The organism is Halorientalis pallida (assembly GCF_049605515.1).
Lineage (GTDB): Archaea > Halobacteriota > Halobacteria > Halobacteriales > Haloarculaceae > Halorientalis > Halorientalis pallida_A.
Genome location: NZ_CP187158.1, coordinates 1352967 through 1368372, shown reverse-complemented (window position 1 = coordinate 1368372; position 15406 = coordinate 1352967). Strand labels below are relative to the sequence as shown.

Sequence of the window (15406 nt, the reverse complement as noted above, 5' to 3'; positions counted from 1 at the left end):
TTTGCCCCCGACGACTAAAAGGTGCCCGTCACGCGAGCGGCAGTGCTGCCGAGAGCCACCTGACGACCGGGAGTGCGAACTCCCCCGCGTACGCGAAGTACTCGATGCCCGACAGCAACACGAAGATCGTGCCGACACCGGCAGCCGCGCCGAGGACGACCGCGCCCGCGCGCTCGGAGACGGTATCGGAGAGCGTTCGGGCGACGGCCCAGACTGCGAGGACGGTCGCGGTCGCGAGCGCGAGCAGGGCGTGGAACTGGACCGCCTCACCGAGGCCGGGCTTGATGGCCGTCAGCGCGATGACGACGAGCTGGCCCCCGATGAACACTGTCCCACCGTACCCAAGCCCGGTCGTCCGCCAGTGATTCGTCACGGCGGACCGGACCGCCGGCAGTCTGGCGAGTCCGTACACGCCCAGCAGGAACAGCGGGTGGAGGTATCGGACGGTCACCTGTGCGTGGAGCGGGAGTCGGGGGAGAAAGAGGAACACGAACAGCACTCCCGACCCGAGCGCGACGGTATCGACGACGCCGGCCGCCGACTGGAGGTGTGACCCGAGGGCGGCGCGACCCCGGTCCCGGAGCCACAGGCTCGCCGCGACCGGGGCGGCGGCGAGGCCGGCCAGGAGCGGTGCGGATTCGAGGACCGTCAGTCGGATGGCCTGGAAGCCGTCCTCCGAGGCGACTGCGGGGATGTACCCGCCACGGAGGAACGTGCGGAACCACCGGCCAGGTTCGGTGAACGCGACGACGGCACCCTCCGAGAGCAGGGAGACGAACCGCATCACGATCCGTAGCAATCCGCCCACGAGCGGGATCGCAGTCAGGAGTCCGCCTCCGCCACCGCCACCGCCACTCAGGTCGAGCCCTTCCATCGCGCCGTAGGACGGGAGCATCCGCGGCGGTTCGACGGGATTGCCCGCGACCAGCAGGTTCGTGACGAAAAACGGGACGAGCGAGAGCGCGAAGGTGCCAGCGATCACCGCGAGCGTCCGCCGGTCGTTGGCGTCGGCCGTCGCGAAATCGACGACCACGAGCGGGACGAACAGGAGCAGTGCCTCGGCGGCGTGAATCCAGGCCAGCAGTGCAACCGGGACGTACGCCAGCGCCCGCAACCGGCGAATCCCGTCCGGTTCGCTCGCGGTGCGACTGCGGGCCAGCGCGTACAGCGCCGCCGCGATGCACAGCACGGTGAAGGAGTGTCGTTTCAACAGCGCCGCCCAGAAGGCGATCGGCGTGGCCACCAGCACGGCCGCCCCGGCGGCGACGCCGATCCGCCGCCCGTGCAGACACGCCACCAGACGGTAACAGAACACGCCAGAGAGCGCGGCGGCGACCATCCCCACGACCTGGAGCGCGAGGATGGGATACAGCGTCGGCGCGACCGGTGTCGCGAACGCGACGTTCGCGAGGAAGGCCAGCACCGCCGCGGCGCTCCCGCCGACGACCACCCACTCCCGGTCGACCAGCCGCCCGACGGTCGTGACGGCCCCGACGAGCGCCAGCGACCAGACGCCGATCAGGACGACACCGAGATCCAGCACCGCCCCGAGTCCTTGCAGGGCGTAGAGGACCGGCACCGCGAGGACGACGATCCCGTAGTTGCGGCCGACCGGCCCGTCGTCCCCGATGTAGGTCCCCGGAGCCTCCAGCCCGCTCCCGTACGGGACCTCGGTCAGGACGACGCGGCCCTCGGCGACGTTGACGAGCGTGTTCGCGATGGCGCTCCCGTCGGTGATGTAGATCCCCATCCGCCAGTAGAGACCGAAAAAGCAGAGCCCGCACAGAAAGAGTGCGAGGCCGACTCGATCACCGAACAGCACTCGCCACACGCCCGTCCGGACGGCCTCGGTCCGCGCGGCGAGTCGCTCCGTGACCCCCGAGTCGAGCGTACTCATCGCCGCACCTGCACTGTCACGTTTCGCTCCGCGACGACCCGTGATTCCTCGCCGGTCCGGTCGACGACGCGCAACACGCCCGCGTACGACTCGTTTTGCACCTTCTCCGGGGCGAGCTGGTCACGTTCGAGCGAGAGTTGCATCCGGTCGCCGGTGTCCGGCCCGAGGAAGAACGCCGACTCCCGGCTGTACTCCAGGCCGTCGATCTCCAGTTTGTAGGTCAGGATCGGTCGTCCCTCGACCTGCTCGAAGATCACGGTCGCGTCGGGAACCTCCAGAGAGTAGCTCTGTTCCCCGAACTGGCCCTGCTGGAGCGTCGCCGTCTCGGGCAGTCGGACCTCGCTGACGGTGACCGAGCCCGTCCCGACACCGCCGGTCTGCTCGGCGGGGCGGTCGGCCAGGGCGAACGGGCCGGACGCCAGCGTCCCGACGAGGATCAGCGCGGCCGCGACGGCGGGCGCGTACGAGCCGAAATCCATCTATGCTGTGACTGGTGTAACGGGGGCATAAACCTGACGCGGGTGTGACTGGTCGATGGCCGTCGCTGGTCGGCGTGAAGAAAACGAAAAGTGCGCGGTCAGTTATGCGTCGGGACCGGTCTGCTCGGAGAGGGTGGCGGAGGTGTCGCCTTCCTGGGGTTCCCAGACGAGCGACATCTCGAAGTCACTTGCTGCACCGATGCTGATGGTGTTGCCGCCGACGACGGCGGACTGGTCACCAATCTTACCGGAGGCGTTCGCACCGTCCCACTGTGTGCCGGACGTGGTTATCTGCGGATACTCGCTTGACGTACTGATCGCCGTTACGCCACTCGGTGGAGACCCATCAGTCGGATCCGCAAACCCAGTGCCGCGGAAGTACAGTTCGTTGGCTTTGATCGAGTCGCCACCGTCGTGGCTGACTTCAGCAATCCCTTCACCAACGTCCGTGCCGGTGACGTTGTTGTAGTCCCACGAGAACGAGGCCTGTGGCGTTTGCTGCTGGCTCCCGCCGAGTCCCAGCACGAACGAGGCGATCACGGCGGCCAGAATGACTGTAATCGCGACCATCAGGATGACCCCGATGACCGGACTCACTGCGTCGTCTTCTTCTAGCAGTTGGCGTACCTGCATGGGACTCTGTTACTTACTCCCTAACTTATACGTTCGGGTCGGCTCAACGGCCGAGTGAGGCGTTCCGACGACGAATTTGCGAAAATAAGTCGTGTCGGTAAACCAGGCCTTAATTGGCCGTTGCATCGAAAGAACGAATTAATGCGCCGTTACGCGTCGGGGCCAGTCTGCTCGGAGAGGGTGGCGGAGGTGTCGCCTTCCTGGGGTTCCCAGACGAGCGACATCTCGAAGTCACTTGCTGCACCGATGCTGATGGTGTTGCCGCCGACGACGGCGGACTGGTCACCAATCTTACCGGAGGCGTTCGCACCGTCCCACTGTGTGCCGGACGTGGTTATCTGCGGATACTCGCTTGACGTACTGATCGCCGTTACGCCACTCGGTGGAGACCCATCAGTCGGATCCGCAAACCCAGTGCCGCGGAAGTACAGTTCGTTGGCTTTGATCGAGTCGCCACCGTCGTGGCTGACTTCAACAATCCCTTCACCAACGTCCGTGCCGGTGACGTTGTTGTAGTCCCACGAGAACGAGGCCTGTGGCGTTTGCTGCTGGCTCCCGCCGAGTCCCAGCACGAACGAGGCGATCACGGCGGCCAGGATGACTGTAATCGCGACCATCAGGATGACCCCGATGACCGGACTCACTGCGTCGTCGTCTCGTAACAGTTCACGCACCTGCATACCACACCTGTTATTTGGTGCTTGTATTATACATTCGGGTCAACTCAGCGACGAAATCGAACTCGGGCACGCGAAGAAATGACTGCTTGAAGGTGGCGGTTAACGCAGTGTTAAAGCGGGGAAAACAGGGTAAATTTATGCGTCGGGCCCAGTCTTTTCCGAGAGGGTGGCGGAAGTATCGCCTTCCGAGGGCTCCCAGACGAGCGACATCTCGAAGTCACTTGCTGCACCGATGCTGATGGTGTTACCACCGACAACGGCGGATGTGTCTCCGATTTCGCCAGTCGCGTTCGCTCCATCCCACTGCTGTCCTGAATCCACGATCTGCGGGTACTCGCTTGACGTACTGATCGCCGTTACGCCACTTGGCGGGGACCCGTCAGTCGGATCCGCATACCCAGTGCCGCGCAAGTACAGTTCGGTATGTTTGATCGAGTCACCACCGTCATGGCTCAGTTCAACGATACCTTCTCCAGTATCCGTTCCAGTGACGTTGTTGTATTCCCACGAGAACGAGGCCTGCGGTGTCGATTGCTGGCTCCCGCCGAGTCCCAGCACGAACGATGCGATGACCGCAGCCAGAATGACCGTGATCGCGACCATCAGGATGACCCCGATGACCGGGCTGACTGCGTCGTCGTCTTGCAGTAGTTGGCGTACCTGCATAGGGAACCTGTTATTCTGACCATTACTTATCTATTTTGACTCGACATAACCAGGCATTAACCTCTGAAGATGGTGAGAAAAAGTCCGAGGAAATCGCGGGACTGCGCGTAGTAATCGCCGATTGAAACCGGAAAATAACTGGCCGGTTACGCGTCGGGGCCTTCCCACGTGGCGAGCGTCGCAGAGGAGTCGCCCTGCTGTTGCTCGTAGATGAGTCGGATCTGGCCGTCGGTTCCGATACCCATTTCGAGGTAGTCACCGCCGGTCACCGCGCTGGTACTCCCGATCTCACCGCTGGCGGTGCCAGAGGTACTCGCGCCGTACCCACTGGGGCCGCTTAACATGTTTTTCCAGGTGTTGTCGTACTGGAATGTACTGACGGCGTTCGAGCCGTTCTGCCCGCGCAGATACAGTTGCGTGGCCTTGACCGAGTCACCGCCGTCGTGGGTGATGGTCAGTCTGCCAGCTTTGTCGGTGTTGGTCTCGTCGAACTGGAACGCGAAGCTCGCCTGCGGTGCGGTGGAACTGACCTGCTCACCGAGCCCGAGCACGAAGGTTGCGATTACTGCTGCCAGGATGACCGTAATCGCGACCATCAGGATGACCCCGATGACCGGGCTCACGGCATCGTCGTCGGAAAGTAACTGTTTCAGTTGCATGGGTGGGGTGGGTATGGGGGCACGCGCGCCGTTGGGGTCGTCCCGGCCGGACTCGAATCGCCCGGACGGACGTCGTTCCCGTGGGGAGCGAGCGTGCTTACAGTCTGACAAGGCGGTGGCGTTACATAAAGGCTCGTACTGTTTTAATCGCCGTTTACACCCCCTTCACGCCATTCTACCTGCTGAAACGTAGTCCTCCCGTCCCCCGGTTTTCTCACTCGCCCCGCCAGCCGCCGCGTTTCGAGCTATGGCCTGCCATAACATGTCACTATTCTGGAATCGCGGCCGAGTGGACGGCGACTGTGGGGCTGGAGGGGCGGTGCCGTCGCGGTCCGGTGGTGGGTCGGCCGTCTGAAAACACAATGGCTTTGATTCGGACCTGCCATGGGCATCACGACAACAGTGACTGCTGTCAACTATCCAGCGGCCGAGTCAGGCCGGTCGGCGGTCCGGCGGCCCGCCACTGCGGGGGGCCGACCGTGACGGGCGAAAAACTGCTCGTGCCCGTCAGCGAGTCCCCGACGCTCCGGAATACGGTGGCCTACGCCGTCCGCAACGCCGTCGAGGGCGAGAGCCGCTACGACGCGGTCCACTTCGTCTACCCCGCTTCCCGCCGCATCGCGGGCGAGGAGTACATCGAGAGCGCCCGCGAGTTACTCGAACGGGTCGAAGTCTGGGCCGGCGAGGACCTCGGCGAAGACGACCCCGAGATCGCCGTCGAGACCGCGCTGATCGGTGTCGACGACTACCTGTTCAGCCCCGGCGACTACGTCGAGTTGCTGGCCGACTACGCCGACGCCAACGGGATCGCGTCGGTCCTGCTCGATCCCGAGTTCAACCCAGGCGAGAACACGCCGCTGTTACCGCCGCTGGAATCCGAACTCGAACGGGCCGGCCTCGTCGTCGAGACGGCGCCCGTCGAGCGCGGGACGCGCCGCGCCCGGCTCGTCCGACGCGCCGGTCTCGGCCAGTTCGTCCTGCTCGCCGCTCTCTCCTACGGTTTTTACCTCCTCATCGGCGGCTCGCTGGCCGTCTTCGATCTGGTGACCGGTGCGGTCAGCGCCGCCATCGTCGCCACGGTCCTGTGGCGCATCTCGCTGACCGGGCCGGTTCGGCCCGGGCGGCTCGTGGCTCGACTCGCCCGGATGCTCGTGTTCACGCCGTATCTCCTCTGGGAGATCGTGGTGGCGAACCTCCACGTCGCGTACGTGGTCCTCCACCCGAGTCTGCCCATCGACCCGGAGATGGTCGAGTTCGACGCCGCCGTCTGGTCGGAGATCCCGGTCACGACGCTGGCCAACAGCATCACGCTCACGCCGGGGACCCTGACGGTCGACGTGACCCGCCAGCACTTCACGGTCCACACGCTCACCGAGAGTTCCCGCGAGGACCTGCTGGACGGCGGACTGGAACGCGCCGTCCGGTTCGTCTTCTACGGTCGCGCGGCCGCCCGCGGTCCCGGTCCGCGCGAGCGGGGCGACGACGGAGGTGAGGAGTCGTGACGCTGGTCACCGACGCCCTGCTTGTCGCCGCGGCCGCCTACGTCGTCCTGTCGGTCGTGATCGTCTACCGGATCGTCCGCGGCCCGACGATGCAGGATCGGGTCATCGCGGTCAACGTCGTCGGGACGAACACGGTCGTCATCATCGCGCTGTTCGCCGCGGCGCTGGACTCGCCGGGCGTCCTCGACATCGCGCTGGTGTACGCCCTGCTCAACTTCCTGATGAGCATCGCCATCTCGAAGTTCACCGTCGAGCGCGGAGGGGTGATGTAGATGGTCACGCTCTACGAGGGCGCGGTCCTCGCCTTGCTCGTCGGCGGCGTCTTCTTCGGCATCGTCGCCGCCGTCGGCCTGCTCCGCCTGCCCGACCTGTACACACGCGCACACGGTGCTTCGAAGACGGACACGCTCGGGGCTGGCCTGTCGCTGGCGGCCGCCGCCGTGGTGCTGGGTTCTGGCCTGCCGACGGTCAAGGTCGTCCTCCTGCTCGTGTTCCTGTTCATCACCAACCCGACGGCGGCCCACGCGATCACTCGCGCGGCCGCCGACCAGGGCATCGAGCCCTGGACCTCCGAGGACGGGGGTGACGGCGAGTGATCGAGGTCGTCCCCGTCGTCCTGCTCGGACTCGTGATCGCCTGTGCGCTGGCGACCGCCGTCCTGCGGGACGTGCTGGCCGCGATCATCGCCTTCGCCGCGTACAGTCTCGGTATCGCGATGATCTGGGTCCTCCTGCAGGCACCCGACGTGGGCCTGACCGAGGCCGCGGTCGGCGCGGGCGTGACGACCGTCCTCTTCTTGCTCACCATCGCCAAGACCGTCCGGCCACCGGGCGACGACATCTTCGAGTCCGTCGACCCGAAGGGACTCGTCGTCGCGGTCCTGATCGTCGGCGTCCTCGCGTCGACGCTGGGGGCGCTCCCGCCGGTCGGCTCGGCGGAGACGCCGGTCGCCCAGTCGCAGGTGACCGACTACTACCTCGACAACGCCTACGAGCAGACTCACGTGAAAAACGCCGTGACGGCAGTGCTGGCGGCCTACCGTGGGTTCGACACCATGGGCGAGGCCGTCGTGGTCTTCGCCGCCGGCGTCGGGCTACTGGTCGTCCTCGGCCGGGAGGTGTTCGCATGAGCGCCGACGAATCCGGGAACGGCGACGGGACCGCAGTCGAGGCGGGCGAGAACCGCTCGCTGTACGTCGAGAGTCCGATCATCATGGCCACCGTCAGAGTCGTCGCGCCGTTCGTGTTCACCTTCGGCCTGTTCATCATGTTCCACGGCGCGAACTCGGCGGGCGGCGGCTTCCAGGGCGGCGTCATCGTCAGTACGGTCATCCTGATGCTGGCCGTCGCCTTCGGCGTCGAGTCCACGCGCGACTGGGTCACGCCCGAACGGCTCGTGGCCCTCGTCGGTGTCGGGGTCTCCGTCGTCTTGCTGATGGGCATCGGGACCGTCGCGCTCGGCGGCGGCTTTCTGCAGTACGACGTGGTCCCGATCTACCACTTCACGAAGTACGGGATCGAACTGTTCGAACTCGGTATCGGCATCATCGTCTCCGGTATCGTCACCGGCCTGTTCTTCGGGCTGGCCGCCGGGGCCAGCGGCGAGGGCAGCGCCGACCGTGATCCGGACGAACGGGAGGGGTTGCTATGATCGACGCACTCGCGACCGGCCCGGTCGACCTGCTCGCCACCCGGTCGTACTACGCCGGGACCTTCCTCCTGCTGGGGATCGGCGCGTACGTCATGATCGCCAGCCCGAACCTCGTCAAGAAAGTGATCGGCATGAACATCTTCCAGACCGGTATCTTCCTGTTTTTCATCGCCTCTGCCTACGTCGAGGGCGCGAAGAGCCCAATCGTCGGACCGAAGGCGACGGGACCGTTCGTCAGCCCACTGCCTCACGTCCTGATCCTGACCGCAATCGTCGTCGGGGTGAGCCTCACGGCCGTCGCCCTCGGGCTCATCGTCCGCATCTACAACGAGTACGGCACGCTCGAAGCCGACGTGCTCCAGGAGGTGCGTTCCGATGACTGACCTGCCACCGTTCCTCGTCGCCCTGCCGCTGGTGGCGTCGGTCGTCGTCCTGTTCGCCGGCCTCGCGCGCTCGGAGACCGGCTGGCCCATCGCGGCACTCGCGGGCCTCGGCCAGCTCGGCCTCGCCGTGACCGTCGCCTACCGCGTGTTCACGGCCGGCCCGATCAGCTACGTCGTCGGCGGGTACGAGGCCTTCTACGGCATCGAACTCGTGATCGACGGGCTGTCGGCCTCGGTCGTCGTCCTGATCGCGGCCGTCTCGCTCGGGATTCTCGCGTACGCTCGCACCGCGGGCCCGCGCGGGAACCCGTTCTACGCGACCTACCTGTTGCTCGTCGGCGGCCTGACCGGCGTCGCGGTCACCGGCGACGTGTTCAACATGTACGTCTTCATCGAGATCTCCGGACTCACCGCCTACGCGCTGGTCGCGAGCGGTGACACGGGGCGCTCGGCGGTCGCCGCACTGAAGTACCTGATCGTCGGGACCGTCGGCGCGTCCCTGTACCTGCTGGGTGTGGGCTACGCCTACATCGGGACGGGGACGCTGAACATGGCCGACCTGTCGGCCATGCTGGCCGATGTGGGGTATCAGTCCACGCTGGTCCAGACGGCCTTCGCCTTCATCGCCGTCGGCCTGTTCATCAAGACCGCCGTGTTCCCGCTGCACACCTGGCAGCCCGAGGCCTACGCGGGCTCGCCCGACAGCGTCAGCGGGTTCATCTCCGCGCTGGTCTCGACGACGTTCGCCTACGCGCTGATCCGCATCTCGCTGACGGTCTTTACCCCCGAGTTCTTCGCCGCGGTCGACCTCGCCCAGACCCTGCTGATCGTCGGGGCCATCGTCAGCATCGTCGCGGGGAGTCTGCTCGCGGTCTCACAGACCGAGATCAAGCGCATGCTCGCGTACTCGTCGGTCTCGCAGTTCGGCCTCGTGCTGGCTGGCCTCGCCGTGCTGAACCAGACCGCCATGATCGGCGCGACCGTCCACCTGTTGGGCCACGCCGTGATGAAGGGCGGCCTGTTCCTCGCGGCGGGGCTGATCGCCACCGCCACGGGAGCCCGCGAGGTCCACGAGTACGAGGGGCTGAGCGAGCGGATGCCCTACGCCGCCGGTGCGTTCGCCGTGCTTGCGTTCTCGATGGTCGGCGTCCCCCCGACGGTCGGGTTCGTCGGGAAGTGGTACATCGCCTTCGGGGCCGTCGAGGCCCAGCTGTGGCCGCTGGCGGCGATCATCCTCGCCTCGACGCTGTTGACGCTTGCCTACTTCGCACGGCTCGTCGAGCGGATGTACTTCCGAGCGCCAGCCACGACCGACGACCACGCCGCGGGTGAGGCCACGGAGGCCCAGCCGGACGCGGTGGTCGCCGACGGCGGGCGTCCCTCGCTGGGGATGTACGCCGCCGTCCTCGTGGCGGCCGTCCTGGCGGTGACCCTCGGTGCGGCAGTCGTTCCGTTCGCCGAACTGCTCGATCCGACCCTCGAACTCCTCCTGCCATGACCGAGATCTACTCACTCCGACCGCTCGCGGCGGTACTGGTGTCGGCAATCGCCGTCGTCCCGATCCTGCTGTCGGGTCGGCGACCCAACGTCCGGGAGTCCTGGACGGTGCTGGCCGCGCTGGCCAAGTTCGGTCTCATCGCCAGCATGGTGCCTGGCGTCCTCTCGGGCACCGTCTACGCGACCCGGCTGGGCACCTTCCTGCCCGGCGTCGAGTTCACGCTCCGGGCCGACCCGCTCGGCCTCCTCTTTGCCCTGCTGGCGAGCCTGCTGTGGATCATCACGAGCTTCTACTCGATGGGGTACATGCGCGGGCTGGACGAACACGCACAGACCCGATACTTCGCCGCGTTCGCGGCCAGCGTCTCCTCGGCCGTGGGCGTCGCCTTCGCCTCGAACCTGTTCGTCCTGTTCGTGTTCTACGAACTGCTGACCGTCGCGACGTACCCGCTGGTCACCCACGACGAGACCGATCAGGCCCGCGCGGCCGGCCGGAAGTACCTCACCTACACCTTCGGCGGCGGCGTCGCCGTCTTCGCCGGTGCCGTCCTCGTCTACTGGCTGACCGGGGGCGTCGCCTTCACCCCGGGCGGCATCGCGGACCTCGCGAACGCCGATCCGATGATCGCCCGACTCGCCTTCGCCCTGCTCGCGGGCGGGTTCGGCGTCAAGGCGGCGCTGATGCCACTGCACTCCTGGCTCCCGGACGCCATGGTCGCGCCGACGCCCGTCTCGGGCCTGCTCCACGCGGTCGCGGTCGTCAAGTCCGGCGTCTTCGGCATCGCCCGCGTCGTGCTGGACATCTACGGTCCGGGCCTCGTGGGCGAACTGGGCATGGGCACGATCCTCGCCGCCGTCGCCGCCTTTACCCTCGTGGTGGCCAGCGTCATCGCGCTCCGGCAGGACAACCTCAAGCGCCGGCTCGCGTTCTCGACGGTGAGCCAGCTCTCCTACATCGTCCTCGGACTGGCCGTCGGCGCTGTCGCGGTGGGGTCACCCGGAAACGCCTCGGCGTACGCCCTCGTGGGCGGCCTCCTGCACATCCCCGCCCACGCGTTCATGAAGCTCACCCTGTTTTTCTGTGCGGGTGCGCTCCACGTCGAGACCCACACCGACGACATCTCCAACATGGCCGGGATCGGCCGGCGGATGCCCGTCACGATGGGTGCCTTCGCCGTCGCCGCGGCGGGGATGGCCGGCATCCCCCTCGTAGCCGGCTTCGTCAGCAAGTACTTCCTGTTGATCGGGTCGGTCTCGGCCGGCGGGACGATCTACGCGGTCGCCCTGCTGGTCTCGGGCGTCCTCAACATCGCCTACTTCTGGCCGGTCGTCTACACCGCCTTCTTCGAGTCGCCGACCCAGCGCGACCCCAAACCGCTTGTCGAGGGGCCGCTCGGCGGCCGGTTCGGGGCGGCGGCATCGGCGCTTCGATCCGACGGCGGCGATTCCTCGTCGGACCTCCGGTCCGACGGTGGTCCCGCGAGCGGGGAGAGTGGGTCCTCGTCGGACCTCCGGTCCGACGGTGGTGAGCCGGACGACGGGTCCGAGGCCGAACAGGACGACCACGGCTTCGCGGCCGACCACGAGGGGCAGGGCATCCAGGACACCATGGAGACGGTCGAGCAACTCGACGAGGACCACGGCGAGGACGACCGACTCGACTGGGAACACCGGCGCTGGACCGGTGAGGAGTCCACGTGGCTCATGCTGGGGCCGATCTGTTTCGCCGCGGCCGGCTCGGTCGTCCTCGGGATCGTCCCCGACCTCGCCGTCTTCCTCAGGATCGTCCGCCTGATCGTCGCCGGCGTGACGGGGGTGACCGTCTGATGGTCGATCCCGTCGTCCCGCCGTTCGTCCCCGTCCTGCTGGCGACCCTGTTGCTCCCGCTGGTCGGGAAGTACCTCGGCCGGCGCGCGGCCCACGCGCTGGGCATCCTGGCGACTGCGGTCGTCGTCCCATACGTCTGGCTGGTGCCCGACGGCGTCTACTTCGCGGGGATCGATCTGTTCGGGTTCGAGACGGTCGTCTTCCACGTGGACGTGTTCTCGCGGCTGATGGGTCTGATCTTCGGGTTCATCGGCGCGGTCGCGGTGGCCTACTCCTGGGCCAGCGACGCCGACACCGTCCAGACGGCCTTCGCGCTCTCCTACGTCGGGACCAGTCTCGGCGCGGTGTTCGCCGGTGACTGGCTCACCCTGATCTTCTTCTGGGAGCTGATGGCCGTCACCTCGACCCTGCTCGTGTGGCACTACGGCGGGCAGGCCGTCCGCGCCGCCTTCCGCTACGCCCTCTTGCACGGCATCGGGGGGACGCTCCTGCTCGCGGCGATCATCTGGCAGTACGCCGCCGTGGGAACCTTCCTGTTCGGGAGTCTCCCGGGCGTCCAGCACGCACCGGGAATGGCCGGCACCGTCGCGCCCGTCCTCGCGGCGCTGGGTATCGGCGTCAACGTCGGCTTCGTCGGCCTGCACGCCTGGCTCCCCGACACCTACCCGCGGCCCCACGTCGCCGCCAGCGTCTTCCTCTGCGTGTTCACCACCAAGACCGGCGTCTACGGCATGTACCGGGCGTTCCCGGAGGGCGAACTCGCCATCGCGTACATGGGCGGCGCGATGGCCGTCTTCGGGGCCTGCATGGCCCTGCTCCAGAACGACATGCGCCGGCTCCTGTCCTACCACATCCAGTCGCAGGTCGGGTACATGGTCGCCGGTGTCGGCATCGCGGGCCACCTCGCGACCGCCGGAGCCTTCGGCCACGTGTTCAACCACATCCTCTACAAGAGTCTGCTGTTCATGACGGTCGGCGTCGTCATCTACCGCACGGGCGAGGAGAGCCTGAAGAAACTCGGCGGGCTGGGCCGGCAGATGCCGATCACCGCGATCACGTTCTTCGTCGCCGCGCTCTCCATCGCCGGGTTCCCCGGGTTCAACGGCTTCGTCTCGAAGGGCATGGTGATCGTCGCGGCCCACAAGAAACACTACGACCTGCTGTGGTATCTCCTGCTGGCCGGCGGCGTCGGGACCTTCCTCTCCTTCATCAAACTCGGCTACTACGCCTTCATCCACGGCGAGTACGACGGGTACGTCGAGGACGCCAGCATCGGGCAGGCCGTGCCGATGGTCGCCGTGGCGGCGCTGTGTGTCCTGTTCGGCGTCTACCCGCCCGCGCTGTACGAGATCCTGCCGGCGGGTGCCGATCTGGACTACACCGTCTTCACGTTCAAACACGTCCTCGAAGGCGTCGCGCTGGCGGCCGCCGGCGTGATCGGCTTCGTCCTGCTGAAGACGCCGCTCTCACGCGTGGCGAAGATTCCCGATATCGACCGGCTCTACAACCCCGGCACGATGTACGGCACCCGCGCCCTCGTCGTCGGCACGACCGAACTGTACGCCGCGGTCGACCGCACCGTGGTCCGGGCGACCCGGGTGACGGTTCGGCTGGTCCGCGATCCGCGGTCGGTGATCGACGACGCGACGGTCGACCGGATCACCAGACAGGACACCATCGGCTTCGGCGTCCTGCTCGTGGTGATCACACTGGCCGTGGCGGTCGTGGTGCTGTGAGGTCGTGCCCACGCGACCGCACCGACCTGTCTCGACCGATTTAAATCCGGGAACTCCTTTCATCGCCCCGTGCGACGAGCCCTCCAGACCGTTGCAGTCGTAACCCTCCTGCTGGTGGCCGGCTGTAGCGGACCGAGCGGACAGACGACGACCACTGCGCCCGACGCAGACCCCGCCTCGCCGACGATCACCGACGGGTCCACACCTGACCCGGCGAGCGATCGACCGGCAGCACAGACGACCGGCGGCCCGGCGACCGTCGATGGACCGGCGAACGATTCGGCAGCCGACGCGACAGCGTATCCACCCGGCGTGTCGGCCGACGGTGTGGTGAACGCGACGGCCCTGGTCGACGCGCACCGGAGCAGCGTCGTCTCGAACGGTGCCACGATGCGAACTACGACCCGGGTTAACGGCAGTGTCAACGGGACCGTGATCCGCATCCGCGGCAACGAGACCGCTCGTCTCGCGCCGGGGGCTGCACGGCTCCGGTGGACGGCCGGTGCGACCACCACTCGTGGGAACCAGAGCAGCGTCCTCGACGAGCGCTACTGGGCCAACGAGTCGGTGCTCGTCTCGCGGGTCGCCACCGCGGACGGGAATAGGACGGTGAACGTGCGAAACCGGAGCGCCACCATCGAACGGGTCGTCGTCTCCGCCGCGGCCAAAGCGCGGATCCTGACCCCGACGCTGTCGAACGTGGACTACGACATCGCGAACGTGACCGAACGCGACGGCCGACGAGTGACCACGCTCGTCGCGAGGAACGGGACCTACAGCGGACGCCGTCCGGTCACGACCTACGACGCGACCGTCACTGTCGCTGCCTCCGGGCGCGTACTCTCACTCGACCGGACCTGGACGACGGCCAACACCCGATACCACGACGAGTACGTGTGGACGGCGGCGACGCCGGTCGAGAAACCCGACTGGGTACCGACGAACGTGACCGCGACCCCCTGACGTCGCTCTCCGGGGAGCCTAACGCTCAGAAACAGGTCCCGCCGGCGTCGACGGCGATCTCCTGCCCCGTGATCTTCCGGGCGTGCGGCCCGGCGAGGTAGGCGACCTGCTCGGCCACGTCCTCGGGATCGATGAAGTACTCGGGCAGCGTGAAGTCGTCACCGCCGACGCTGGCGGGTTCGGCGTTCTCCACGTCGGCCAACTCGGCCTGTTCCTGGATCGCGTCATCGATCCGGTCGCCCTGCACCGGCCCGGGCTGGATCACGTTGACCGTCACGTCGTCCCGACCCAGTTCGGCGGCGAGCGTCCGGCTCAGCCCGACCAGTCCCATCTTCGACGCGCTGTAGGGCGTGCGGTTCGCGTAGGGGCGTTTGCCGCCGATGGAGCCGATGTTGACGACGCTGCCCTGATCGCTCTCGCGGAGGTGCGCGCCGGCCTGTTTCACACAGCGCCACGCGCCGATCAGGTTCACGTCCAGCACCTGCTCGAAGTCGGCCTCCTCCACCCGGTCGTAGGGCTGGACCGGACCGGCGATGCCGGCGTTGTTGACCAGACAGTCGAGGCCCCCGAAGGTGTCGACCGTCTCCCGGATGGCGGCTTCGACCGATTCCTCGTCGGTCACGTCGGTCTCGACGGCGAGCGTGCGGTCGGGGGCGTCGATGGCGTCGGCGGTGTCGTGGATGCCGTCCCCCCGCGCGGCCAGCGCGACGTTCGCGCCGTGGTCGGCGAGGGTGATCGCGATCTCGCGGCCGATGCCCTGGCTCGCGCCGGTGACGAAGGCTGTAACGTCGTCGAGCATGGGAGAGCCTCGGGGGTGTCCCGCAAAGGCGTTCC

Annotated in this window: 17 protein-coding genes; 10 read left to right on the top strand and 7 right to left on the bottom strand. The window is 67.1% G+C overall.

All coding sequences use genetic code 11. From position 1 onward, the window contains the following. Positions 1-28 precede the first annotated feature (28 nt). The 6 genes from ACOZ4N_RS08660 to ACOZ4N_RS08635 form a co-directional block, all read right to left on the bottom strand. Positions 29-1897, bottom strand: a complete 1869-nt coding sequence (locus tag ACOZ4N_RS08660) for a hypothetical protein (RefSeq protein WP_424019529.1) — start codon at positions 1895-1897, stop codon at positions 29-31. Next, positions 1894-2376: a hypothetical protein gene (locus ACOZ4N_RS08655; protein ID WP_424019528.1), complete on the bottom strand. Its 483-nt coding sequence runs from the start codon at positions 2374-2376 to the stop codon at positions 1894-1896. Before ACOZ4N_RS08655 ends, ACOZ4N_RS08660 begins: the two co-directional genes overlap by 4 nt. Before the next feature lie 102 nt (positions 2377-2478). Beyond that, positions 2479-3009: a type IV pilin gene (locus ACOZ4N_RS08650; protein WP_424019527.1), complete on the bottom strand. Its 531-nt coding sequence runs from the start codon at positions 3007-3009 to the stop codon at positions 2479-2481. Between the two features lie 149 nt (positions 3010-3158). After that, positions 3159-3689 carry a type IV pilin gene (locus tag ACOZ4N_RS08645; protein ID WP_424019526.1) on the bottom strand — a complete coding sequence of 177 codons (531 nt, stop codon included), beginning with the start codon at positions 3687-3689 and terminating at the stop codon, positions 3159-3161. A 135-nt stretch (positions 3690-3824) separates the two neighbouring features. After that, positions 3825-4355: a type IV pilin gene (locus ACOZ4N_RS08640; protein WP_424019525.1), complete on the bottom strand. Its 531-nt coding sequence runs from the start codon at positions 4353-4355 to the stop codon at positions 3825-3827. A gap of 146 nt (positions 4356-4501) precedes the next feature. Further along, on the bottom strand, positions 4502-5014 hold the full coding sequence (locus ACOZ4N_RS08635; RefSeq protein WP_424019524.1) for a type IV pilin: 513 nt from the start codon (positions 5012-5014) through the stop codon (positions 4502-4504). Positions 5015-5493: 479 nt separating this feature from the next. Here ACOZ4N_RS08635 and ACOZ4N_RS08630 point away from each other — a divergent pair, with 479 nt between their 5' ends. The 10 genes from ACOZ4N_RS08630 (at position 5494) to ACOZ4N_RS08585 (ending at position 14572) form a co-directional block, all read left to right on the top strand. Further along, positions 5494-6516 carry a monovalent cation/H+ antiporter subunit E gene (locus ACOZ4N_RS08630; protein WP_424019523.1) on the top strand — a complete coding sequence of 341 codons (1023 nt, stop codon included), beginning with the start codon at positions 5494-5496 and terminating at the stop codon, positions 6514-6516. After that, entirely contained in the window at positions 6513-6788 is a 276-nt protein-coding gene (locus tag ACOZ4N_RS08625; protein ID WP_424019522.1) for a monovalent cation/H+ antiporter complex subunit F, read from the top strand. Before ACOZ4N_RS08630 ends, ACOZ4N_RS08625 begins: the two co-directional genes overlap by 4 nt. Continuing rightward, positions 6789-7112 carry a monovalent cation/H(+) antiporter subunit G gene (mnhG, locus tag ACOZ4N_RS08620; protein WP_424019521.1) on the top strand — a complete coding sequence of 108 codons (324 nt, stop codon included), beginning with the start codon at positions 6789-6791 and terminating at the stop codon, positions 7110-7112. It abuts the gene before it with no gap. Further along, positions 7109-7645, top strand: coding sequence for a DUF4040 domain-containing protein (locus ACOZ4N_RS08615; protein WP_424019520.1), 537 nt, complete (start codon positions 7109-7111; stop codon positions 7643-7645). The genes mnhG and ACOZ4N_RS08615 overlap by 4 nt, the downstream gene beginning before the upstream one ends. Next, positions 7642-8166: an MnhB domain-containing protein gene (locus ACOZ4N_RS08610; protein WP_424019519.1), complete on the top strand. Its 525-nt coding sequence runs from the start codon at positions 7642-7644 to the stop codon at positions 8164-8166. Before ACOZ4N_RS08615 ends, ACOZ4N_RS08610 begins: the two co-directional genes overlap by 4 nt. After that, positions 8163-8549: a cation:proton antiporter subunit C gene (locus ACOZ4N_RS08605; protein WP_424019518.1), complete on the top strand. Its 387-nt coding sequence runs from the start codon at positions 8163-8165 to the stop codon at positions 8547-8549. Before ACOZ4N_RS08610 ends, ACOZ4N_RS08605 begins: the two co-directional genes overlap by 4 nt. After that, positions 8542-10047, top strand: a complete 1506-nt coding sequence (locus ACOZ4N_RS08600; RefSeq protein ID WP_424019517.1) for a monovalent cation/H+ antiporter subunit D family protein — start codon at positions 8542-8544, stop codon at positions 10045-10047. The genes ACOZ4N_RS08605 and ACOZ4N_RS08600 overlap by 8 nt, the downstream gene beginning before the upstream one ends. Further along, on the top strand, positions 10044-11873 hold the full coding sequence (locus ACOZ4N_RS08595; RefSeq protein WP_424019516.1) for a cation:proton antiporter: 1830 nt from the start codon (positions 10044-10046) through the stop codon (positions 11871-11873). The genes ACOZ4N_RS08600 and ACOZ4N_RS08595 overlap by 4 nt, the downstream gene beginning before the upstream one ends. Beyond that, positions 11873-13609, top strand: a complete 1737-nt coding sequence (locus ACOZ4N_RS08590; protein ID WP_424019515.1) for a Na(+)/H(+) antiporter subunit D — start codon at positions 11873-11875, stop codon at positions 13607-13609. Before ACOZ4N_RS08595 ends, ACOZ4N_RS08590 begins: the two co-directional genes overlap by 1 nt. Positions 13610-13678: 69 nt before the next feature. Next, positions 13679-14572: a hypothetical protein gene (locus tag ACOZ4N_RS08585; protein ID WP_424019514.1), complete on the top strand. Its 894-nt coding sequence runs from the start codon at positions 13679-13681 to the stop codon at positions 14570-14572. Between the two features lie 25 nt (positions 14573-14597). On the opposite strand, the gene ACOZ4N_RS08580 is transcribed toward ACOZ4N_RS08585, so the two are convergent. Beyond that, entirely contained in the window at positions 14598-15371 is a 774-nt protein-coding gene (locus ACOZ4N_RS08580) for an SDR family NAD(P)-dependent oxidoreductase (RefSeq protein WP_424019513.1), read from the bottom strand. Positions 15372-15406 lie beyond the last annotated feature (35 nt).